This window comes from Pleionea sediminis (assembly GCF_007570825.1).
GTDB lineage: Bacteria > Pseudomonadota > Gammaproteobacteria > Enterobacterales > Kangiellaceae > Pleionea > Pleionea sediminis.
Genome location: NZ_SUNB01000001.1, coordinates 1,959,558 through 1,982,392 on the forward strand (window position 1 = coordinate 1,959,558; position 22,835 = coordinate 1,982,392).

General features: G+C 40.1%; 24 protein-coding genes. 16 read left to right on the top strand and 8 right to left on the bottom strand.

The features are described 5' to 3' along the window. Positions 1 to 40: 40 nt before the first annotated feature. The 3 genes from dsbD to FAX86_RS07980 form a co-directional block, all read right to left on the bottom strand. Positions 41 to 2,023, bottom strand: coding sequence for a protein-disulfide reductase DsbD (dsbD, locus tag FAX86_RS07970; protein ID WP_144392801.1), 1,983 nt, complete (start codon positions 2,021 to 2,023; stop codon positions 41 to 43). Next, a complete protein-coding gene (gene cutA / locus FAX86_RS07975) occupies positions 2,020 to 2,349 on the bottom strand; it encodes a divalent-cation tolerance protein CutA (protein WP_144392802.1) in 330 nt (109 codons plus the stop codon). Before cutA ends, dsbD begins: the two co-directional genes overlap by 4 nt. Positions 2,350 to 2,475: 126 nt before the next feature. After that, positions 2,476 to 4,452 carry a response regulator gene (locus FAX86_RS07980; protein ID WP_144392803.1) on the bottom strand — a complete coding sequence of 659 codons (1,977 nt, stop codon included), beginning with the start codon at positions 4,450 to 4,452 and terminating at the stop codon, positions 2,476 to 2,478. A gap of 136 nt (positions 4,453 to 4,588) precedes the next feature. Between FAX86_RS07980 and FAX86_RS07985 the strand changes: the two genes are divergently transcribed. The 5 genes from FAX86_RS07985 (at position 4,589) to FAX86_RS08005 (ending at position 8,968) form a co-directional block, all read left to right on the top strand. Further along, a complete protein-coding gene (locus FAX86_RS07985) occupies positions 4,589 to 5,062 on the top strand; it encodes an FxsA family protein (RefSeq protein WP_144392804.1) in 474 nt (157 codons plus the stop codon). A 122-nt stretch (positions 5,063 to 5,184) separates the two neighbouring features. Continuing rightward, the gene (groES, locus tag FAX86_RS07990; protein WP_144392805.1) at positions 5,185 to 5,472 is read left to right on the top strand and encodes a co-chaperone GroES; all 288 of its coding nucleotides are present in this window, start codon (positions 5,185 to 5,187) and stop codon (positions 5,470 to 5,472) included. 49 nt (positions 5,473 to 5,521) lie between these two features. Beyond that, the gene (gene groL / locus FAX86_RS07995) at positions 5,522 to 7,168 is read left to right on the top strand and encodes a chaperonin GroEL (RefSeq protein WP_144392806.1); all 1,647 of its coding nucleotides are present in this window, start codon (positions 5,522 to 5,524) and stop codon (positions 7,166 to 7,168) included. Positions 7,169 to 7,454: 286 nt separating this feature from the next. Next, positions 7,455 to 8,354, top strand: coding sequence for an adenylate/guanylate cyclase domain-containing protein (locus tag FAX86_RS08000; RefSeq protein ID WP_144392807.1), 900 nt, complete (start codon positions 7,455 to 7,457; stop codon positions 8,352 to 8,354). 26 nt (positions 8,355 to 8,380) lie between these two features. Further along, positions 8,381 to 8,968 (top strand): nucleotide-binding protein, encoded by a 588-nt coding sequence (locus tag FAX86_RS08005; RefSeq protein WP_144392808.1) that lies wholly within the window; start codon positions 8,381 to 8,383, stop codon positions 8,966 to 8,968. A gap of 75 nt (positions 8,969 to 9,043) precedes the next feature. On the opposite strand, the gene FAX86_RS08010 is transcribed toward FAX86_RS08005, so the two are convergent. From FAX86_RS08010 to FAX86_RS08020, 3 genes are all read right to left on the bottom strand, one after another. Further along, positions 9,044 to 9,634, bottom strand: a complete 591-nt coding sequence (locus FAX86_RS08010) for a hypothetical protein (RefSeq protein WP_144392809.1) — start codon at positions 9,632 to 9,634, stop codon at positions 9,044 to 9,046. A gap of 282 nt (positions 9,635 to 9,916) precedes the next feature. Next, positions 9,917 to 10,753 (bottom strand): hypothetical protein, encoded by an 837-nt coding sequence (locus FAX86_RS08015; RefSeq protein WP_144392810.1) that lies wholly within the window; start codon positions 10,751 to 10,753, stop codon positions 9,917 to 9,919. A 13-nt stretch (positions 10,754 to 10,766) separates the two neighbouring features. Further along, positions 10,767 to 11,321, bottom strand: a complete 555-nt coding sequence (locus tag FAX86_RS08020; RefSeq protein ID WP_144392811.1) for a YiiD C-terminal domain-containing protein — start codon at positions 11,319 to 11,321, stop codon at positions 10,767 to 10,769. A gap of 132 nt (positions 11,322 to 11,453) precedes the next feature. On the opposite strand from FAX86_RS08020, the gene FAX86_RS08025 reads away from it, so the two are divergent. The 6 genes from FAX86_RS08025 to FAX86_RS08050 all read left to right on the top strand — a co-directional run bounded on the left by FAX86_RS08025 (position 11,454) and on the right by FAX86_RS08050 (position 17,243). Beyond that, positions 11,454 to 12,083 (top strand): RNA polymerase sigma factor, encoded by a 630-nt coding sequence (locus FAX86_RS08025; protein WP_205859126.1) that lies wholly within the window; start codon positions 11,454 to 11,456, stop codon positions 12,081 to 12,083. Then, positions 12,080 to 12,724 (top strand): hypothetical protein, encoded by a 645-nt coding sequence (locus FAX86_RS08030; RefSeq protein WP_144392812.1) that lies wholly within the window; start codon positions 12,080 to 12,082, stop codon positions 12,722 to 12,724. Before FAX86_RS08025 ends, FAX86_RS08030 begins: the two co-directional genes overlap by 4 nt. Positions 12,725 to 12,944: 220 nt before the next feature. After that, complete coding sequence (coxB, locus tag FAX86_RS08035; RefSeq protein ID WP_144392813.1) at positions 12,945 to 14,105, top strand: cytochrome c oxidase subunit II; 1,161 nt, start codon at positions 12,945 to 12,947, stop codon at positions 14,103 to 14,105. 12 nt (positions 14,106 to 14,117) lie between these two features. Further along, positions 14,118 to 15,686, top strand: coding sequence for a cytochrome c oxidase subunit I (gene ctaD, locus FAX86_RS08040; protein ID WP_144392814.1), 1,569 nt, complete (start codon positions 14,118 to 14,120; stop codon positions 15,684 to 15,686). A gap of 39 nt (positions 15,687 to 15,725) precedes the next feature. Next, complete coding sequence (locus FAX86_RS08045) at positions 15,726 to 16,274, top strand: cytochrome c oxidase assembly protein (RefSeq protein ID WP_144392815.1); 549 nt, start codon at positions 15,726 to 15,728, stop codon at positions 16,272 to 16,274. 21 nt (positions 16,275 to 16,295) lie between these two features. Beyond that, complete coding sequence (locus tag FAX86_RS08050; protein WP_144392816.1) at positions 16,296 to 17,243, top strand: cytochrome c oxidase subunit 3; 948 nt, start codon at positions 16,296 to 16,298, stop codon at positions 17,241 to 17,243. 57 nt (positions 17,244 to 17,300) lie between these two features. On the opposite strand, the gene FAX86_RS08055 is transcribed toward FAX86_RS08050, so the two are convergent. Then, complete coding sequence (locus FAX86_RS08055; protein ID WP_144392817.1) at positions 17,301 to 17,522, bottom strand: twin transmembrane helix small protein; 222 nt, start codon at positions 17,520 to 17,522, stop codon at positions 17,301 to 17,303. A 47-nt stretch (positions 17,523 to 17,569) separates the two neighbouring features. Between FAX86_RS08055 and FAX86_RS08060 the strand changes: the two genes are divergently transcribed. From FAX86_RS08060 to FAX86_RS08080, 5 genes are read left to right on the top strand one after another with little or no spacing between them, the layout of a single operon-like run. Further along, on the top strand, positions 17,570 to 18,337 hold the full coding sequence (locus FAX86_RS08060; RefSeq protein WP_144392818.1) for an SURF1 family protein: 768 nt from the start codon (positions 17,570 to 17,572) through the stop codon (positions 18,335 to 18,337). Positions 18,338 to 18,358: 21 nt separating this feature from the next. After that, positions 18,359 to 19,030 carry a hypothetical protein gene (locus tag FAX86_RS08065; RefSeq protein WP_144392819.1) on the top strand — a complete coding sequence of 224 codons (672 nt, stop codon included), beginning with the start codon at positions 18,359 to 18,361 and terminating at the stop codon, positions 19,028 to 19,030. Next, positions 19,023 to 20,048, top strand: a complete 1,026-nt coding sequence (locus FAX86_RS08070) for a COX15/CtaA family protein (RefSeq protein WP_144392820.1) — start codon at positions 19,023 to 19,025, stop codon at positions 20,046 to 20,048. Before FAX86_RS08065 ends, FAX86_RS08070 begins: the two co-directional genes overlap by 8 nt. Then, the gene (cyoE, locus tag FAX86_RS08075) at positions 20,041 to 20,946 is read left to right on the top strand and encodes a heme o synthase (protein WP_144392821.1); all 906 of its coding nucleotides are present in this window, start codon (positions 20,041 to 20,043) and stop codon (positions 20,944 to 20,946) included. The genes FAX86_RS08070 and cyoE overlap by 8 nt, the downstream gene beginning before the upstream one ends. Continuing rightward, the gene (locus tag FAX86_RS08080; RefSeq protein WP_144392822.1) at positions 20,943 to 21,611 is read left to right on the top strand and encodes an SCO family protein; all 669 of its coding nucleotides are present in this window, start codon (positions 20,943 to 20,945) and stop codon (positions 21,609 to 21,611) included. The genes cyoE and FAX86_RS08080 overlap by 4 nt, the downstream gene beginning before the upstream one ends. 5 nt (positions 21,612 to 21,616) lie before the next feature. Here FAX86_RS08080 and FAX86_RS08085 read toward each other — a convergent pair whose 3' ends face one another. Then, positions 21,617 to 22,825, bottom strand: coding sequence for a lysophospholipid acyltransferase family protein (locus tag FAX86_RS08085; protein ID WP_144392823.1), 1,209 nt, complete (start codon positions 22,823 to 22,825; stop codon positions 21,617 to 21,619). Positions 22,826 to 22,835: the final 10 nt, after the last annotated feature.

Sequence of the window (22,835 nt, forward strand, 5' to 3'; positions counted from 1 at the left end):
GACATTTGTCATAAAAAGGGGAAGTTGATTTTTGGTGTTTTTAATCGCCGATGGCGGCATCAATGCGCGCAGTAAAGGTCTCTGCGTCTTCAAATCCTTCGGCTCTTAGTCCACTGACTTCGTTACCTTCTTTATCGAAGAAGAGAATGGAAGGCAAACCAAAAATTGTAAAGCGATCCATCAGCTCCTTGTCTGCGTCGTCGCCGGCAGTAACATCGGCTTGAAGCAATATTGTATTCGATAAAGCGGCTTGCACTTTTGGATCAGGAAAAGTCAGTTCGGCAAATTCGTAGCAAGCGGTACAATATTCGGCGAAAAAGTCGAGCATAACCGTTTTATTCTCCGCTTTTGCCTGTGCTAGATAACGGTCGAGATCAGCACTTGTTTTTATCAGAGTGAAACCAGCATGATCGACATATTCCTTGTTTTGTGGCGTTGATTCATTGCTTTGCGTGATCGAGTGACTTGAAGTTGAATTGCTTAAAGGCTTGAAAATTGATGTATTGCCTTTTGCAGCACCAATGATCAATGTTCCACCATAAATTAATAGTACAACACCAATACCTTTCCAGAATGTAGGCCAGCCTGACTCGACTTGTTTTAGGGCTCCCATATATATTCCACATACTGTGAATAATATTCCCCATAACACCAAGTTGAGCTGTCCAGGAATTAGATGTTTGGTGATATAGAGCGCGACTCCGATCATAATAACGCCAAAGGCGCTTTTGACGGCATTCATCCAGGCTCCGGCTCTGGGTAAAACTTTACCACCACCAACACCAATCATAATTAATGGAATACCCATACCTAAAGCTAAACCGTAAAGGTATATACCTCCGGTGAAGGCATCACCAACGGTACTGATCCAAGTTAAAACGGCGATAAGCGGAATGGTGACACATGGAGAAACGACAGCACCTGATATCGCACCCATAATTGCCGCACCAAGATAGCTACCACTTTGTTGTTTTTGACTGACGGCATTGAGTTTATTTTGCAAAGATGAAGGTAGTTGGATTTCAAAAAAGCCAAACATGCCGAGCGATAGAATAAGAAAAATTACTGCGGCGATGGAAACTGCTATGGGTGACTGCAGTGCCGATGTCGCACCTGCTCCTGCCCCTGCTACGATGATGCCGATGATAATGTAGGGTATGGCCATGGCTTGTGTATAAACTAACGACAATAAAAACGCTTTTGAAGTTGTTATATCTTTACCTTGTCCAGCAATAATACTTGAGATGATAGGCATCATCGGGAAAACGCATGGTGTAAATGCTAAACCAACACCCAATATAATGAGTGTAAAAAATGCGACGATCACTGATGAATCATTTAATGTGTTTAGGATAACGTCCTTTTCCGATACAAATTCTTTTTTATCCGATTGAGAATCATTTATCTGTGTTGATGCTGGCCCGCTGTTTATAGACGTTGATTTTTTTTGCGAGGCAGATGTTCCTTTTTCTCCGTTCTCTTTTTTACCGAATTGGGGTTCTTTTGCTGGAGCAGACCATTGTTGACTTTTATTACCGCTGAAAGAGTCGTAATCACTGCTTTCCATTAAGCGAGCTGTTTTTGAAGTAATATCAATTTTAAAGTACCGACTGGTAGGAGGGTAACACAGCCCGGCTTCGGCACAGCCTTGAAACTCCAGTTCAGCTGCAAAGCTTGTGTTAGTAGTTTTAAATGGAATGCTGAGCTGAAGTTGTTTGGTATAGATTTGTACATCACCAAAATATTCATCAACTTTATGTTTGCCCTCAGGCATAAATACCTGGCCAATTTCTGCGGATTTTAGCTGAGCTTTAAGTCGATGCTGGTAAAGATAATAAGTCGGTGCAATTTTCCATGTTGCAATCAACTCATTGTCAAAAACCTCCACTGAAATAGGGAAGGCTTCATCGACTTCAAGAAAGTCGTCTGACTTTCCAAATAAGCTAGATAAATCTGCTTTTTCCGCTGCCATTGCCGTAACTGACATAAGGGCAAGAACACAAATATAAGTAAACTTTTTCATTTCTGTAAGCACTGCTTTAACCACTCTAAATAGTCTTCGCCCATCGCTGTTGGCTTAATTGCAATAAGCTCGGGCACTTCATAAGGATGATGTTTTCTAATTAATGTTTCTGCCTGATTGAGTAGAGAACTTTCGGTTTTTATTATGAGTTGTTGCTCATTGTCGCACTCAATTTCACCTTGCCAAAGATAGTACGATTGCATGACTGGTAACAGATTTACACAGGCCGCTATCTTTTGCTCTACTAATGTTTGTGCCAAAAGTTGGCCAGTTTTCAAATCGGGCACCGTCGTTAATAAGACGATGGTATCGTCCGTTTGTTGCATTTTATTCGTCTCAAAAGTGAGTTTCGACAGACATTTGTCATGATTTTACACGAAGCAGGGCCTTCTCCGGCGATTTTTCGAACGATTTGTGATTGAGTCGATAAAATGCCTGATAGGTATCAATGTTTATTTACGTGTTTCGTCGGCCCAAATTAAGTGAGATTCGCTCTGATTTTGAGCCTGGCTGAGAGCCGCTTCTGAGCGTTTTACCAGCCGTTGAACATCGTAATCGGTCCCCAATTTTGAAATACCGACTGACAGAGTGACATGAACATTTTTATTTTCATAAGCAACGGGAGTTCCGGCAAATGTCTGAGTGAGATAGCTCATGATTGATTCGGCTTCTTGGTCTGAACAGTGGTTTAATATAACGCCAATGCGATGGGTGTCGAAAAAGCCAATACAGTCGGTTTTTCTTAAACGCTGACGAAGCAACCGGGCCAATTGTTGAGTTGCCCTTTCACCAAATGCATAACCGTGCTTTTCATTGAGTTCGGTTAAGTTATTCATCTCAATGAGAGCCAAAAACATACTGTCGTTTTGTCTCATGGCGCGCTCTGTTTCTATGGTGAGTTGTTCTTTCAATAGCGCCGATGAATTTAGCCCGGTTTGGAAGTCTCGAGCAAGATGAGGTTCAAGATTGCGAGTACGTCGTGCATAAAGTTCTGCAGTGAACAATAGCTGATCTTTTTTCACGGGTTTTGCAATGAATGCAGAGCCACCGGATGTCATTGCTTCTCTTTGTTTGTCGTGGTTCTCTTCGGCGGATAGAAAGACTATGGGGACCGTTTTAAAACGTTCTTGTTGCCGGAGAACCTTGGTGAGCTCAATGCCGTTACAGCCGGGCATTTGCATATCCATAAATATGACTTCAGGGTCAAAGTTACTCAGAGAGTTTAGCAACTCCATTGGATCAATAATAATGCATGTTTCAAAACCAGCTGAAGATAAAACTTTGTCATTGAATTTGGCTTGTGCTTTAGAATCTTCCATAACCGCGACACGGAAAGCATCGGCTTTTTTGGACGATTCTAACTCCTCCAGGTGCTCCATGAGTTTTATGGAATCAACTGGATTAGCAAAAAATAGCGTCGAGCCTAGTCGAATTCCTTTTAATCGTTGTTCTAATGTGTCGTGTTCAGCCAGAACAATTAAATGACTGGTTTCATTTATAGGCTGCTCAACGTCGTCATCGAAGTCGTTTAGTTGAGTGATTACAACTTTCTGAGAGTTACCTGCGGATTGCTCTATAGCAGCATTGATTTGTAAATTCTCGACTTCGTAGCCAAAGTCTTGAATTTGAGTTCTGACGTGCTGAAAAGCTTTTTCGTCATTCATGCACCAATAAACGGTAAGCTCACTTCCACTCTCAATGAATGTAGGAGTTGCCGGTGCTTCATCAATAATACTGTGTTTAAATTCATATTCGGATTTAATTTCAACCAGTCCACGTGGTTGAACATCTTGTTCGGGCGTATCGAAAGATTCAGGTGCTGTCTGCTCGACTGAGTCCGGCTTCATCTTGTGTTCTGCTGCTGTATCAGGGGCCTCTGCAGCAGGCTCAGCATCCATTGGTTCGATTTCAGATGGAGCTGGTTCAAGTGATTCTTGATTTGGTAAATCGAGCTCTTCCGAGTCGGCTTTTGGTGAATGAGTGTCAATATCTGGCTCTTGATGTGCTTCAGGTGCATCACCTTGCTCGTGAGTTTCATCAGTAGGCTCATTTGAGTCGTTTGCTGATTCTCGCAGTGTTGCACCAGAACTGGTCTCTAATTGGCCCTGTTTAAGCTTTTCGGCATGATTGTGCAGCCGATCGATAAATCGTCTAATAAGCGGCTTTTGCGACTCTAACGTTTCGTTGTCGAGAGTCAGTTGAGAACTAATACGAGTGAGTAAGTTAGCTGTGGATTCGGCGCCATATTCAGTGCAAAGCTCTTTGGTTTTACGAATTTGGCTTTCCATCGCTTTAACGCGAACCACATCGATCTGAGACTCGGCGAGTTCACTGAGTAATCGTGCAAACTGCTGAAGTTTGATAGGAACACGACGACAAATGATTTTTTTGAACTCTTCATTGGACTGATCGTTTAACACGTTATTCATATCGGCAATTGGTCTCGACTCACTCGATTTCAAGGGCAAATTTTAATAATTGCCTCATTTGGTTTACCATTTGGGTCCGGTAAACGCCCATCTACTACAAAGTAGTTTCAATTCAAATACTAAGGTTAGTTTCTCTATGTCATGGTTGCCAGTGCTTTTTGTCGTCATTCCCTTCACTGAGCTTGTGATTTTGCTCGAAGTGGGGGAGCTCTGGGGAGCACTACCAACACTGGGGCTTATTATCACAACCGCTTTTATCGGATACAACCTGTTTAAGAGGCAGGGTATAAAAACCTGGCAATTAGTACAAACAAAACTATCACAAGGTGAGCTACCTTCTCGTGAAATGGCAGAGGGTATTATTATTCTTATGGCGGGAACCTTAATGATTACGCCGGGCTTACTGACCGACTTTGTCGGTTTATTTTGCCTAATCCCAATAACAAGAAAGTTGGTACTTACGCTTCTTATGAAGCGCTTTAAGTCTAAGGTTCACATTCAAACTCAATATTCATATCATTCACAGCAAACTCAAAAAGAAGCAGAAAAGCATTCAGGTGTAGAGAAAGGTCGAACCATTGATGGCGACTATTCCCGTGATGATCAATAGTAATGTAAAATTTTTAGCACTCTAGGGGGTTGAGTGCTAAAATTTTGTCCCCATATTATACGCCAATCGAACGTAACGTTCTTTTTATTACATTAACCAACACTAATTAGGGAGATGACTCAATGAGCATTCGTCCATTACATGATCGAGTGATTGTTCGTCGTTTAGAAGATGAAACTACTTCTGCGGGTGGTATTGTCATTCCAGATAATGCCAAAGAAAAGCCAAGCCGTGGTGAAGTAATTGCTGTCGGTAACGGTAAGCCTTTAGACAACGGTGACGTTCGCGGATTAGCTGTAAAAGCGGGCGACAAAGTATTGTTCGGTAAGTTTGCTGGAACTGAAGTTAAAGTTGAAGGTGAAGAGTTATTAGTGATGCGTGAAGACGACATCATGGCGATCATCGAGTAAGCCATAGAACTCAAACAATTCACAACCAAATTTTAAAGAGGAATATCAAATGTCTGCAAAAGAAGTTCTTTTCGGAGATGACGCTCGTTCAAGAATGGTCGAAGGCGTCAATGTTTTAGCAAATGCTGTAAAAACCACTTTGGGACCTAAGGGTCGAAATGTTGTTCTTGATAAGTCTTTTGGTGCGCCAACAGTAACTAAAGATGGTGTTTCTGTTGCTAAAGAAATCGAGCTTGAAGGTAAGTTCGAAAACATGGGCGCGCAAATGGTTAAAGAAGTTGCTTCTCAAACTTCTGACGTTGCGGGTGACGGAACAACAACGGCAACCGTTCTTGCTCAAGCAATCTTAAACGAAGGTTTAAAAACTGTCGCTGCGGGTATGAACCCAATGGATTTAAAACGTGGTATCGACAAAGCGGTTCGTGCGGCAGTTGAAGAGTTGAAATCTCTCTCTGTTCCTTGTTCTGATAACAAGTCAATTGCTCAAGTAGGTACAATTTCAGCTAACTCCGATACCGACATCGGTAAAATCATTGCTGACGCAATGGAAAAAGTTGGTAAAGAAGGTGTTATTACTGTTGAAGAAGGTTCTGGTCTCGATAATGAGCTAGACGTTGTTGAAGGTATGCAGTTTGATCGTGGTTATCTTTCTCCATACTTCATTAACGATCAAGACAGCATGTCTGTTGAACTAGAAAGCCCGTACATTTTATTGTTTGATAAAAAAGTATCTAACATTCGTGACTTGTTACCTATTCTTGAAAATGTTGCAAAAGCAAGCAAGCCATTATTGATTATTGCTGAAGATGTTGAAGGCGAAGCATTAGCGACTCTTGTTGTTAATAACATGCGCGGTATCGTGAAAGTTGCTGCTGTTAAAGCTCCAGGTTTTGGTGATCGTCGTAAAGCGATGCTTGAAGATATCGCTATCTTAACTGGCGGTACTGTAATTTCTGAAGAAGTAGGTCTTTCTTTAGAAGGTGCAACACTTGACGATTTAGGTACAGCAAAAAAAGTATCTATCACTAAAGAAAATACAACTATTGTTGATGGAAGTGGTGATGCTAAAGATATCGAAGGTCGTGTTGGCCAAATTCGTAAGCAAATTGAAGAAACTTCTTCTGACTACGACAAAGAAAAGCTTCAAGAGCGCGTTGCTAAGTTAGCAGGTGGTGTTGCTGTGATTAAAGTTGGCGCTGCAACTGAAGTTGAAATGAAAGAAAAGAAAGCGCGCGTTGAAGATGCATTACATGCGACTCGTGCTGCAGTTGAAGAAGGTGTTGTTCCTGGCGGTGGTGTTGCGTTAGTGCGCGTTGCTGCTAAATTGGAAGAGCTAAGAGGCGACAACGACGACCAAAACGCAGGTATTCATATTGCTATTCGTGCAATGAAATCTCCACTTCGTCAAATTACGACTAATGCTGGCGATGAAGCCTCTGTTATTTTGAATGAAGTTGCTAAAGGTGAAGGTAACTTCGGTTACAACGCTGCGACAGGTGAATACGGCGATATGATCGAGATGGGTATTCTTGATCCTACTAAAGTAACCCGTTCAGCTCTTCAGCACGCCGCTTCTGTTGCAGGTCTAATGATTACGACTGAAGCAATGGTTGCTGACTTGCCAAAGAAAGATGAGCCAGCTGCGCCAGATATGGGCGGCATGGGCGGCATGGGCGGTATGGGTGGAATGATGTAATTCATCCCCCTGATTAGCTCAGAAGTCTTGAAGCCCCGCAGATGCGGGGCTTTTTTATTACCAAGTTCAATGGTAAATTCTCATATATCTGCGAATGAAAAGTCATACGTCATTCAACTCTAAAAACCTCCTGATAATTATCGAATAAGACTGAGCAAAGAACGACTAAGTGCTCAAATCGAGATGTCTATTTCTTTTTCGAGTAGCGTTACACAGTCGGATTTGTTAAATTCGTTCTAACTTGTCTATCTTAACTAAATAGTAAACTTACGGGTGCTGTCGATTAATGCTTTTCTCGCGAGGTAAAAAGCGAACAATCCTATTTGCTGACGTTTCTGGCAGTTCTGCTCTATACAAAAGTGAAGGCAATGCGAAAGCTAAGGCTAGAATTGATAAGATTTTAAAAGTCATGGTGTTTAACACCCGAAAATTTGAAGGTCGAGTCGTTAAAACCATTGGCGATGAGATTATGGCTTGTTTCGATGATAGTGAAAAAGCTTGCAAAGCAGCAATGGCGATTCAACAAGAAGTTGAGTCATCGGAAGAGGGAATGCAGCTGGGTGTACGAATTGGAATTGGATTTGGTAAAACAATTGAAGATTCTTCCGATTTGTTCGGCGAAGCGGTTAATGATGCCGCTTTTGTGACTGGAATTGCTCGGAGCTCTCAGATTTTATTAACCGATAGTGTCATTGCTCAACTTCCTGAAGCTATCCGTAGTGTTACTCAAGAATATGATCAGGTCGCTATTAAGGGGGCTAGCAATCATTCAACAATTCATCGTCTGTTTTGGAAAACACCATCGGCAGGATTTTCGGATACACAAGTTTTTTCCTCTAAAGATGTTTCGGATCACCTTGATGAGTCACATATTCATTTAACGTTCAAAAACGAACGGTTTTGCTTAACGGTTAATGATACACCTTACGTAATTGGTCGAAGCACGCAACAGGTATCTCTATTTATTGATAGTGAACTAGTCTCTCGAGAACACTGCCAAATTGTTTATCGCAGAGGTAAGTTTGTATTGATTGATCACAGTACAAACGGTACCTACATTAAACCGGATGAAGCACAGGAAATTTATTTACGCAGAGAGGAGTTGCCATTACTCGGTGGAGGTACGATTAGCCTAGGTGCTTCGCATAATTCAGATGATGGCGTAACTATTCGGTTTGAGGCTTAAAACTATATGCGTTTTTGTATCTAAGTATGAAAAGAGTCTCTTTGTGGTCACCTAAAGGTGGCGTCGGAAAAACAACCCTGGCACTTAATTTAGCAGCAGCAGCTTATGCTTCTGGAAAAAAAGCAATAGTATGTGATCTTGACCCACAGCAGTCTGCGGTCGATGTTTTTAATGACAAGCAGCTTTCATTTTCAGTTTTTAAAGGGATGCCTCCTGTAACACCTTACGGAGATATTATCTTTTATGACTTACCTCCAAGAGTTGATATTCAAATTGAAGGTGATTTAGTTGTTGTACCCATGCGTGCCTGTGTTCTAGACATCCGAGCAGTGAATAAGTCGATTCGTCATGTGCGTCATAAGCAAATTCTTAAGTGTGTGAATGCCGTTGATGTAAGACGACATGATGAAAGAATGCTGGCAATGCGAATGTATTCTGAAGGTGCATTTTTGATTAAAGATAGAAGTATCTATTCGCGAGCCATCTCTATGGGAAAAACAGTCTTTGATACCGACTTATATGGGGCAAATGAAGCTCGGAAAGAAATGTTGAGGTTATTTGAATCTTTGTATTCGGGACTACACGCTGAGGCTAGTCGTGTAGCGAAGTCTTAATGTAGTTATTGATAGTAATTTAATAAGAAAAAAGGGACCTTAAGGTCCCTTTTTTATCACTTTGATGTGATCTTCTTATTTTTTTGCAGCAGCTTTCTTCTTGCGACGCGCTTTTTTCTTCTTTTTAGGTTTTGCAGCAGCTTTTACAAGCTTTGCTTCAAGTTTTGCAAGAGAAGCATCTTGCTTAGAGCGGAACTTCTCAACAGCGGCAGCAGCTTTCGCAGATGCTTTTGCCATTTTGCTCGCAACGCCTTGAATCGATTTAACAGAAGATACAGCTGAAGCTGCTTCGGTTTTTGCTGCTTTCGCCGCATCACGAGCTGCTTTTACTGCATCAGACGCTTTCTTCTTAGCTGCAACTGCTTTTTTAGCCGCTTTCTTAGCAGCAGCTGTTTTGCGTTTTTTAGCAGCATCACGTTTTGCTTTTAAAGCTTTGTTAGCAGCGTCAGCTTTCTTTTGCGCAGCCGCTAATTTCTTATCGGCTTTTTCAGCAGCGGTTGTTGCTTTAGCTGCAACCTTTTCAGCAGCCGCTAATGCTTTTGCTGTTGAACCAGTTGCTGCAACTTTTGCTTTTGCCTTACGTGCAACTTTTTTACGAGCTGCCTTTTTAGCAGTTGCCTTTTTAGCAGTTGCCTTACGTTTTTTTCTAACAGCACCTTTAGCCATGGTGAACCTCCAAAAAATTAATGAGTGAACGAGCTCAAATGAAAGTTTATAGCGTAAGTATGTGAATTTCAAAAAAAATCAATAAAAAAATCTTAAAAAAGAGCAAAAAAATCCATTTTTTTATTATTTTTTTTGATTTTGGGGTGACGTTAGTCCTTTTTAAGTTAATTGGTATGAAAATTGGTAACGATTTAAGAGAAGTTTAATCAGAGTTTTTAACCTTGATTAAAGACGAAAATAAGTTTTGTATGGCGCATTTAGTTATCAATCATAAAGACAGCTTTACTTCGGATTTTCTAATGTTAGTTGTTTCAGCCATCCGTGAATTCGATGAGCAAAAAAGTTTGCTTCGGTATCTAGATGAAATTGAGATGGGAATACATCCGTTGTTTTGACCTTTTGTGATTGATCTTTTATTTGTTTGAGCCAACTTTTTGCTGTTGTCTCAATATCATTTGGATAAAGAATGTAAATTGGCTGACCAAAATCGACTAATGCTTGTCGATTTTCCTCTTTACTAAGCGACTCCATTGAATCTAAAACGAATACAGCACCATTTGATTTACTGGATAATTGGGGAAGTAGTTTAATGATATCTGAGGTCGATCGGCTTCGTACAATGATAAATAACTCATCATTCGCTACTGATTGAATAGTATCTATTGCTTTAACTACTAGTTCTGTTGAATACGTGTTGGAATTCTCAGTATTTAGTTCAAAGCTTTGCTCGTCCGAATACAAGTAATTGAAGTTCCAACCGAGAAGTGGAAGTTGATCACTCAGATTTTTGTAGAATCCAGACTTTCCGGGCGCGATTCCAGGATCGGCAATAAAGAGTAATTGACCATAGGTAATTGGAATTGTATTAGGAAATTGAATAATTAAAGCTTTAGGGTTGTCTTTTTTTATCCACTTTACACTGTCTTCGGAATAAACTTTAGCAATCAGCTCGGATGGCTTCTGCAATTCGATTAATATCGGTGTATTGGCACTTCTGGGATTTTCCGTTGCATTTTTCTCATCTGGAGGTTCTTTTTCTGCTTGCGCATAGCCGGACGAATTAAAAAGGAATAATTGAGTTATGTAACAAACCAAGAAAAATAGAGTTTTATTTTGCATTAAATTCGTCGAGTCACAGCTTCTTTATATAGAAAGTAGCATTTATTTCAGCTGCTTCAATATTTCCATTACCGATGCCAATTCTCAGTCGTTGTCTTGAAGAGCGTCCGGCTTTCCATTTTATTTGCCATTTTTCATTTGGATGGCTTTCAGGAAATGATGTGTGGGCGATTAGATCACCTCGTAAGGGTTCTTTGTATTTTATGTCTGCTTGCCCAGCCACAACGGTTGCTTCAATACCTTCTTCCTTTAAACGATTAGAGATTAGTGTCCAGCCTGTCGTTATGCCTAAAGTATAAATACTTCCAGCAAATCCAGTTTGGTGCCCATTACAATTTAGCTCGTAAGGGGCTGAGACTGAAATGGCGTCTGGATCTAGAGAATCTATTTGAATATTCAAAAGTTTAGTTGCTGGAATTTCAGTATGAATTTTTTGGGTCCAGTAGTCTTTAGCAAGCATAATCACTGACTTTGATTTTACGATAATTCTGTATTTTAGTTCTTTTAGTATTAAAACCGAAGACTCGAAAGTGAGTAAATCAAATAATCCATGGAATTTTAACCCCATTTTAGGTGTTTGCTCGATTGTACTATCAACAAGTTGCAGACGAAGATTAAACGGTTGATTCTGTTTTATCGACCTTCGAGGCAGCAAACTTGGATAGTGATAATGACGTATGACAAAGCGAGACAGGGATCAATGAATTCTATATCATTGAAGCTAACCAGAAGTTTTACCACCGATGTAGGTAGCATGGAAAAACAAGTAGTCGATGATTCCGACGAAGATTTGATGTGCCAATATTGCTCTGGCTCAGCGGGTGCCTTTGAGCGACTTTATGAGCGGCATAAGGGCGGATTGTTTCGTTATTTTGTTCGTCATTGTTCGAGTCATGATTTAGCAGAAGAGTTGTTTCAGGAAGTATGGATTAAAATTGTTAATTCAAGACAGAGTTATCAGCAAACCGCTAAGTTCACAACTTTCTTATACCGAATTGCTCACAATCGTTTAATTGACCATTATCGTCATCTTTCATCAGCGCAATATGCGATGCGAGCTGAAGGTGATAATCAAGCTTTGGTTGAAGAGTCCGGAGCACCCTTATTGGGGGAGTCGACTCTTGAGCAAGAGCAAAAAGAGTTAGCAATTAAAGAAGCTGTTAATCAATTGCCTTTTGATCAACGAGAAGCGTTTTTAATGCAGCAAGAAGGACATTTGTCGCTTGCTGAAATTGCAGAAGTCGTAGGGATAAGTAGAGAAACGGTAAAAAGCCGATTACGCTATGCGATGAACAAGCTGCGTCAGCAGCTAGGAGAGTTAAAACTATGAGTTATCATGATGATAATTCTTATCAATCTGAAGATGAAGCCATCTTATCGTTATATCGACGTAGTTCGAATGAGAAGCCATCTTCTGACTTGGATAAACTAATTAATGCTGCAGCGCGACGAGAAGCCTCTGTTGAACTAGAAAATGCAAAAAAAAGTATTTATCGTTCAAGTTTTTGGAATAAGTTGCGTTTACCTATTTCATTTGCTGGTGCCTTTGTAATGACATTAACTTTAGCGCACGTTATGTGGCCAGTGATTGCACCTAAACATGACGGTATGTCTGGAGTACAAGCAATTTCAGATAAACTGTCTACAGCATCTCAGAATGAAGGTGAAAAAATTATTTCTGATGCAGCGCAAGATGCGCGATATTTACGAGAAAAATATTCTAAAAATACTTTATCTTCTGCGAATTCCGAACAACTTGGAAATACTCAGATTTATTTTGACTCACCGAATGATATTAATATAAGTGATAACTTAAATCGTAATTCGCATGAACGAGATAAGTGGATAAGTGAAATTATTTCGCTTGCTGAAGCAGGGCAATTTAATGAAATGAATAAAGAGTTAAAACATTTTGTTAAACAGTACCCCGACTATCCCATTAAGCAATACATTAAACCGCATTTAAAATAACGAGAACAAATATTCGTCAAACTTTGTGAGTTAAGGTCATTTGCTGCGATTTTTGTGCGCTTCCAATTCAAATTGGGATAGCTATTTCCCATCGTTTTAATGTATGGTTGTCGGGTGCTCGGATCCCCTCCGAGCAAATAAAAACGAGAAGATATACAAAAACTAGAAAATAAATAAGGTCAGTACTTTTGACCTAGGTTGTTGATGGAGAAAGCGCACAATGTCATTACTAAGAAAGGTAATGTCAGGCTTCGTGCTGTTCGTTTCACTGTTTATAGGCAGTCTATGTGCAGCAGAGCCTGAATACTCGACACTTAATCTTCGTCCCGGGGTAACTGAAAACTCGCAACGTGTCTTTGACCTCCACATGGAGGTTGTTTGGATTATGCTTGCAGTAGCAGGTTTAGTATTTGCTGCGATTCTTTTTGCAGTGATTCGTTTCCGGAAGTCGAATCATCCTACACCGGCTAAATTTAGCCACAGTACCACTCTTGAAATCATTTGGACCGTCATTCCTATTTTGATTTTAGCCTATTTAGCAAAACCTGCTATTGGTCTTTTGCTCGATATGGAAGACACCACAAAAGCAGACATGTCCGTTAAAGTGACTGGCAAGCAGTGGTATTGGGAATATGAATATCTTGATAGCAGTGTAAAGTTTGCATCAAGACTTTCTACTCCGGTTGAAGTTTATGACAACAGAAATAACGAGCCGGTTGAGAAAGGCGAAAATTATTTGTTAGAAGTTGATAATGAACTTGTCTTACCGGTAGGTAAAAAAATTCGTTTCCTTCTTACATCTTCTGATGTGATTCATTCATGGTGGATGCCTGATTTTGCCGTCAAAATGGATGCGATTCCTGGATTTGTTAACGAAACTTGGACGCGTATTGATAAGCCTGGCGTTTATCGCGGAGTATGTGCTGAGTTATGTGGAGCTTTGCATGGGTTTATGCCAATTGTTGTTAGAGCATTACCTCAAGCTGAATATGACCAATGGGTCGAAACAAAGCTTGCGGAAAAAGCTGAAGCTGAAAGATTAGCTGCAGAAGCCGCAGCCAAGAATTGGTCAATGGAAGATCTGATGGCGAAAGGTAAAGAAGTATACGACGCTAAATGTGCTATGTGTCACCAGAAAGGTGGTGAGGGACTGGGTGCTTTCCCTGCATTAAAAGGGAGCAAGATAGCGATCGAGTCTGACAAAATCGATGAACATATCAATATTATTGTTCTCGGTAAAAATATGATGCCAAAGTTTGGTGAAGAGCTTACTGATGCTGAAATTGCAGCAGTTGTTACCTATGAGCGAAATGCTTGGGGTAATGATACGAAAGATGTAGTTCAACCAGCTCGTGTCACAGAACTAAAAGCCGGTAATTAAGGAGACTGAATCATGGCACACGATCATCATCCAACCGGTATCTCACGCTGGTTGTTTACAACAAATCACAAAGACATCGGCAGCATGTATTTGTGGTTCTCATTCATAATGTTTTTAATTGGTGGACTAATGGCATTGCTCATTCGAGCAGAATTATTTATGCCGGGTCTGCAATTTTTTGAGCCAAACTTTTTTAACTCATTAACAACGCTGCATGGGTTAATTATGGTATTTGGTGCGGTAATGCCAGCCTTCGTTGGTTTGGCCAACTGGCTTATTCCAATGCAAATTGGTGCGCCAGACATGGCTTTGCCTCGAATGAATAACTTCAGTTTCTGGATTTTGCCATTTGCATTTTCTTTGTTGTTATTATCTCTGGTGCCGCAACTGTTCCCAGATGGCCCTCCTAACTTTGGTTGGACCTTTTATGCTCCGCTTTCAACCAAGTATGGACCCGCATCAACTGACTTTTTCATCTTTGGTGTTCACTTGATGGGTATTTCATCCATTATGGGGGCAATTAACGTTATTGTGACCGTTTTCAATATGAGAGCGCCAGGAATGACGTTGATGAAAATGCCTATGTTTGTTTGGACCTGGGTTATCACTGCGTTCTTATTAATTATGGTGATGCCAGTTCTTGCCGGTGCTGTCACAATGATGCTTACCGATCGACATTTTGGTACGTCATTCTTTGATGCAGCAGGCGGTGGCGACCCAGTCATGTTCCAGCATATATTTTGGTTTTTTGGGCACCCTGAAGTTTACATCATGATATTACCTGCGTTTGGTATCGCTTCGCATATTATTCCAACCTTTAGCCGAAAACCGCTATTTGGTTACGCTTCCATGGTTTATGCAACAGCATCAATTGCATTCTTGTCATTTGTTGTTTGGGCACATCATATGTTTACTGTTGGTATGCCGGTAGCTGGCGAACTTTACTTTATGATCGCGACCATGATTATTGCAGTTCCCACGGGAGTTAAAATATTCAACTGGGTCGCAACCATGTGGAAAGGTTCGATAACTTTTGAAACACCCATGTTGTTTGCTTTGGCATTTGTGGTGCTGTTTACGCTAGGCGGTGTGTCCGGAGTTATGCTGGCTATGACTCCAGTTGATAAGCAATACCATGATACCTATTTTGTTGTTGCACATTTCCATTATGTTCTTTTCCCTGGAGCTATCTTTGGGACCATTGCTGCGGTTTATTATTGGTTACCAAAGTGGACCGGTAATATGTATAACGAGACTTTAGGGAAAATTCATTTTTGGTTCTCGATTATCGCGGTAAACATTACGTTCTTCCCGATGCACTTTTCTGGGTTAGCGGGAATGCAACGTCGTGTTCCCGATTACAACATGATGTTTGAAGGCTTTAATCAATTGTCTTCAATTGGTGCTTTCATGCTTGGTTTCGGTCAGCTCCTTTTCTTATACATTGTAATTAACTGTGTAAAAGGTGGAAAAGGTAAGGCAACCGATCAGGTTTGGGAAGGTGCTGAAGGTTTAGAGTTTACGCATTTGCCTTCACCTGCGCCTTATCATTCGTTTGAGCAAGCGCCAGAAGTGAAATAATACGTTGGCCCCCAGAACTGGGGGCCGCTGGATGTTGTTATGAGTGAACGTAAAAATAGTAAAGTAGTTAAAAAGGTTATTGGTCTTCTAGGTTTGATGACTCTTTTTACATTTGCAATGGTTCCGTTATATAACGTGTTTTGTGAAATTACGGGAATTAACGGTAAAGTCCTTGTAAGTAAAGAGCTGTATGAGTCTGTCGAAGCAGATAAAAGCAGAACCATAACGGTTGAATTGATTACTGATATTAATCGTGAAATGCCGTGGAAATTTAATTCAACTATTAAAAAGCTCGAAGTGCATCCAGGCGAATTAAATGAGGTAGTGTTTTATGCTAAGAATTATTCTAAAAGCACTATCACAGGACAAGCCGTACCAAGCGTTGCTCCAAGTCAGGGGTCTTTTTACTTAAATAAAACGGAGTGTTTCTGTTTTGATCAGCAAACACTTAAGCCCGGCGAAGAGATTAATATGCCAATGAAGTTTTATATTGATCCTGAAATACCTGATCATATTCATACGCTAACCTTGTCGTACGTACTGTTTAATGCAACATCCAAAAGTTCAAGCTCGCTGTCGCAGCGATAGAGCTTTCAAGGAGAATTCGTAATGAGTGAAAAAGTAGAAAAACCAACAAATTATTACGTGCCCGAACAAAGTAAGTTACCGATAATCGGATCCGTTGGCCTATTTGTAACTGTTTTAGGTGCCGGAAATTACATTCACAATACTACGGGAGTTGTTAAGGCTGAGGAAGGCTCATTACCTTCAATTATGGCTTCAATGGGTCCTTATATATTGGCAATAGGCGCATTTATCATTTTCTATTTAATGTGGAAATGGTGGAGTACAGCTGCTAGGGAATCAATGGCCAATATGAATAGTGCTCAATTAGATCGTTCATATCGTCAAGGTATGATGTGGTTTATTACCTCAGAAGTAATGTTCTTCGCCGCCTTTTTTGGCGCACTTTGGTACATTAGAGTATTCGCTCTTCCTTGGTTAGGAGGAGAGGGTGTTGATGGTCATAAAGCGATGACAGCTGTTTTAGAATGGCCTGGTTTTCAAAATTTATGGCCATTAACAGTTACGCCGCAAGAAGCGAAAGATGGAGCGGGCGCTTCATTTTCTGCTATGGGTGCTTTTGGATTGCCAGCAATTAACACAGCAATTCTATTAACGAGCTCTTGGACATTAACAATTGCGCATCATGCATTAATCGATAGAAATCGGCCTACTCTAATATTGTTCACTTGGCTAACAGCTCTTCTTGGTGCAATATTCCTGTGCTTGCAAGCGTATGAATATTATCACGCTTACGTGGACTTGGGATTAACAATGGGTTCAGGTATTTATGGTAGTACCTTCTTTATGCTAACGGGCTTTCATGGATTGCATGTAACGATTGGAACCATCTTTTTAATCGTTCTGTCAATTCGTTGCTCGAAAGGTCACTTTACGCCTGAAAATCATTTTGCATATGAAGCAGGAGCCTGGTATTGGCATTTTGTTGATGTTGTTTGGTTATTCCTATTTGTTTTCGTTTACGCCATATAATAAATAAGAAATAAAAGCCGAGCAGAAATGCTCGGCTTACTAAAAGTTTAAATAGTTTTATTGTGGTGCTCTGGGTAATGAGTGCAATTCAATAATACCAAAGTAGTTAAGAACGAAGAGCAATAAAAAAAGTAAAATGGATAATCCAATTCGCCAAGAGAGAGCATTAACAACGTGCTTTTTCCCGCGCCCTTCACTTCTTACCAGAAAATAAAGTCCGCGAAATAAATTAAAAGCAATGGCCAAAAGAAGTATAACTATAATGACTGTTCCGAGCATTGGTGACTCCAGCTGTTCGATTTAAACAGCATTATACTTTGATAAATATGATAAGACACTTCGAAAAATTAACAATCACTTCATCGTTGCCAGGAACTCAGCGAGTCTTAAAACTCAACTTCGTTTTCCTGTTAGCACTTGTCGTGTTTGAATATTTGTTTTTTAGTTTAGGAACTTGGCAACTTAATAGAGCGGAAGAAAAAAAAGAATTACTTGAGCATTACAAAGTTCAGCAATTAAAACCTCCTGTTGAACTTAACCAATCGAACTTTTCAGTTCAAGATTATCAACCGGTAACGTTTTCGGGGTCACCATTTAGTGACATTACCGTTTATATTGCTAACGAACCTTTTAACGGCAGAGATGGGTACCATATTTTAACGCCGGTGAAATTGTTAAGTGGTAACATCGTATGGGTTAATCGAGGTTGGGTTGAAGCATTACCTGACAGACGCTATTTGCCAGATGTTAAATCTGCTCCCGAACAGTGGGAAGACCAAGGATATGCGTATTTTAGCAAAGGTCAGCCGATTTTATTTGATAATGCAATTGCCGAAATAAAGCAAAATCAATGGGTTATTCAAGGTCGTGATAATAAGCTGTTATCTACCATATTAGGGACTATGAATACGCGTGCGTTACCTTATATAATCAGACTTTCACCAAAGAGTCCTCATGGATTTACGCGAGAATGGCGTATTGTCTCAATGTCAGAGAATAAGCACATCGCGTATGCAGTACAATGGTTTGGATTGGCGGTTGCCTTGATGATTATTTTCGTTGTATTGAGTGTGAAAAGAAAAGAAAAACTATAAGAAAATTAAAAGAGTCGTATTATGGATTTCAAAGAAATTCCTGGTGAAGATACACAGGCTAACGTTAAGAAAAATCGAGCAACGCTTATTGCATTAGCTGTTGTATTTATCTCTCCTGTTTTATTTGCTTATTTAGCTTACTTCAACAATTGGTTTACTGGTGGCGGAAAAAGTCATGGTGAAATCATAGACAAGCCTTGGCACATTGAGGACTTAAACATTGTCGATACTAGCTTTGGTGCCTGGGAAAACAGCAAGTATATGGGTAAGTGGAATTGGTTGTTGGTCATGGATCAAAATACCTGCAATGAGCAATGCCAAACTAACTATTTTTTATTGCAACAAACTCATCTCGGACTCGGTAAAAATACGAAAAAGAATAATTTTTTATTGGTTCTCAACCAGCAAAGTCCAAAGCTTTTCGATGAATGGCTCGATGTTGACACAATGCGAGTAAGAATTGATTCTGGTAAAGTTGCATTAAACTCAATTCAAAATCCAGCTGATCGTCGAGGTTTAAATGGTCTTCCTATTCCGGCTAATGCTATTTATCTAGTCGATCCTTTAGGCAATATATTTTTAAAATATGATTTGATTAACTCTAAAGAAGAAGCACCAATTTACAGTAAAGGCCTTCGCTCTGATATAAGTCGAGTTATGCGTGTTTTAGATGTGAGCTCAAAAAATGAATAATAAAACTCAAAAACGTTTAACCCTAATTGCTCTTTCATTTGTTGTCGTTGTTATTGGTCTTGGCGCTTTTACTCGTTTAGCCGATGCTGGTTTGGGATGTCCTGATTGGCCGGGATGTTACGGATTTGTTGGCATACCACTAAAATCAGAAACGATTGCCAAAGCAAATCAGGCTTTTCCTGAACAACCTTATGAATTACACAAAGCTTGGCCAGAAATGGTTCATCGGTATTTTGCTGGGACCTTAGGATTATTAGTTCTGGGTTTATTCGTACTTGCTTTCAAAAAGCGTGGCCAACGAGATGCATGTTTAAAACTCTCGAGTGCACTTTTAGTACTTATTATATTTCAAGCCGCTCTTGGAGCCTGGACAGTTACTGAAAAGCTTCATCCTTCTGTTGTTATGGGGCATTTATTAGGAGGATTCGCTACTTTCTCTTTGTTAGTTATGTTAGCTATTCGTCTATATCAACCATCACTTAACGTTGCCCCAGGTATCATTCGTTCAAAGTCACTTATATCACTCGCAATAATCGCTGTTGTTTTTCAAATTGCCTTAGGAGGCTGGACGAGTGCTAATTATGCGGCGCTTGCCTGTAAAGATTTGCCGATTTGTTTTGATGGGTGGACTCAATATACTAATTTTTCCGAAGGCTTCCAGTTTTGGGGACATGGTGCAGAGACTTATCAGTATGGTGTGATGAGCAATGAAGCTAAAGTCGCTATCCATGCGAGCCATCGAATTGGAGCAATGATTATTACGGCTCTAATTCTCACTATTCTTTGGATTTTATTTCGAAGAGCGCAAACTCGAATTGTTAAACAGTTTGCTGGATTGCTCACTCTTACATTGGCAATACAAATAACTTTAGGCGTTATCAATGTTACTTTTGATTTACCTCTAGCCAATGCAGTAGCTCATAATCTAGTCGCTGCCTTTTTATTGATTTCATTGGTTGGACTGAGAACGTTAATTTGGGTGAGCGAAAATAAAAAAATGGAGTCAATTAATGTCTAACGCTCAAGTAGTTGCTGTAGCTCCAAGTTGGCGTGATTACTTTGAGTTATGCAAACCCAAAGTTGTCGCGCTAATTTTACTAACAGCAGTTGTCGGAATGTTTCTCGCTGTTCCTGGTATGGTACCTCTCGATATTTTGATACTAGGGACTCTCGGTATTGGTATGGCTTCAGGTGCTGCAGCAGTTGTTAATCATGTTGTCGATGCCAAAATCGACGCAAAAATGAGTCGAACAATAAACCGACCTGTTGCTACTGGAATGGTTGACCCAAGATCGGCATTGATTTTCGGTGCTGTTTTAGCTTGTTCGTCAATGCTCATTTTAGCTGTTTGGATAAACTTGCTAACGGCAGTTTTAACGTTTTTTGGTCTCGTGGGTTATGCTTTCATTTATACGATGTACCTGAAGCGGGCAACCCCTCAAAATATTGTTGTTGGTGGTCTTTCGGGGGCTATTCCACCGCTATTAGGATGGGTTGCGGTAACTGGTGATAATGGACAAATTCCAGCGGAAGCTCTATTGCTGGTGTTAATTATATTTGTTTGGACGCCTCCTCATTTCTGGGCGCTGGCTATTCATCGTAAAGATGAATACGCTAAGGCAGATATTCCTATGTTGCCAGTAACCCACGGTATCGAGTTTACCAAAATTAATATCATCTTTTACACGGTACTGTTGTTGTTAGCGACTTTATTACCTTTTTTAATCCAAATGTTCGGTCTCATATATTTATTGGGTTCAACAGCACTTGGTATTATCTTTTTAGTGTATGCATTTAGAATGAAGTTTGCTGATCGTCCTGGTCTTGCGATGGAAACTTTTGGTTTTTCTATTGTGTATTTAATGCTTTTGTTTATTGTCATGTTAGTTGATCACTACTTTCCGATATACTTATGAATTATTTAAAACAAATAACTGTTTATTCGTCGATTACTTTAGCCGTTATCCTTATTGGATTAATCATACTCTCCATGTCAGGTAATGAATTATCCTTGGATTTTAGTAATCAAAAAGAGCAGCCCAAAAACGCGATGGTTTATCCAAAATTTCGTCCAGTACCCGATTTTTCACTTAAATCAGGTGATACTACTTTAACTCGTGATTTTTTAAGTGAAAAGTGGAGCTTTGTTTTTTTTGGATATACTTATTGCCCTGATGTCTGCCCTACAACAATGTCAGCAATGAACTCCTTTTATCAAAATTTACCTCAAGAGTTTCAATTTGATACTCAAATGGTGCTGATTTCAGTTGATCCCGATAGAGATACACCGACTAATTTGTCTGATTATGCAAAAGCATTTAATCCTGACTTCGTTGGCGCAACAGCAGAGCATTCGCAATTAGAAACCTTTGCCCGTTCTTTTGGTGCGGTTTATTATAAAGTGAATGAAGAACAGGAAGATTACTTGGTCGATCATACGGCTAAAATATTTTTAGTCGATCCTGATGGTAACCGACATGCTTTTTTTAGCAAGTCAATGGAAAATCCAACTCAAGGTTACGAGTATAATATTCCTCAAATGGTAGAAGATTACGCGATTATTCGTAATAACTATCGATAAATTTTCTACTCTATAGGATCGGCTTCGAGATAGACGAGTTCGCATTTTTTGTGATCACATTTTCTAACTCTACCTTGAAATTGAAAATGCCGATCATCGAGGTATTCGTCCGATAGCGTTTGAGCAAACTTCTTACCTGCTGAACGAATTCGGTCGAGAAAACTTTTTTGATATACAAAATACACAATCGCATTTTTTTGTTTTAACTTTACTGGAACACCGTCTTTTTCTTCTATCCATTCAGCACCCTCTAGAATGTTTTTGTATCGCTCAGGGGTAACCGGTCGACTTTTATTTTTCTTAGGATAGAAAGATGGGTCGTCAAGATTTGGACGAGTTTTAAAGCGGCGATGCACCCATAAATAATCTTCAGGATATTGCTCGAGATACTTTTCTAGAAATTCATTTATTGCTCGCGCGTCTTGATCAGGATCTTGACCAATATTTTCTAGAGGCGGATAGAGTGTTACTTGAACTTTATCTCGACCAATTCTGCGTTGAGTCATTGGTATAACAGGGGCTTTAGTCAGTTTTGCGAAACGTGTTGTCGCCGTAATTGTTGCTGTCGATATATTGAAAAAAGGGACGAAAATACTTTGTTTTCTGCCGTAATCTTGGTCAGCTGCATACCAGACAAAGCCATTATTTTTTATCCACTTAACCATGTCTCTTGTTGCTTCTCTTGGAATCGGGTGAACAAATCGTTTTCGTCCTTCAACCATAGCGTGTTCGATTACTGGATTCTCATTGCGACGGTACAGTGCACCAAGTTGAAATTGAGTACCTAGTAACGAGCCACCGACTTCGAGGTTTGTTAAATGAAATGCTAAAACTAAACCGCCTTTTCCCTCTGCTTGTGCGGCTTCAAGATGTTCCATACCGATGACTTCCAAATGCTTATCCCACTGCCTGTCTGGACCAAACCAAAGCATTGCTGTTTCCATCATACCAACACCCGTCGAGATTAAGTTCTCTCTAACTAGTTCCTCTTGCTCATTCACTGGCAGGTTTGGAAAACATCGTTGAATATTGATTCTTGCAATGCGTGTGCGTTGCTTGACGCATTTATACATGAAAAGACCGAACCACTCGCCAAGACGAATTAGCATGCTATAAGGTAGACGCGCCACGACTTTCATTAGAAAGAAAAAGAAATGCGTTGGCCAGTATTTGGGAGCATAAAAATTAGGTTGATTGGGCGAAGTGTTTGGCATTGTTATCGAT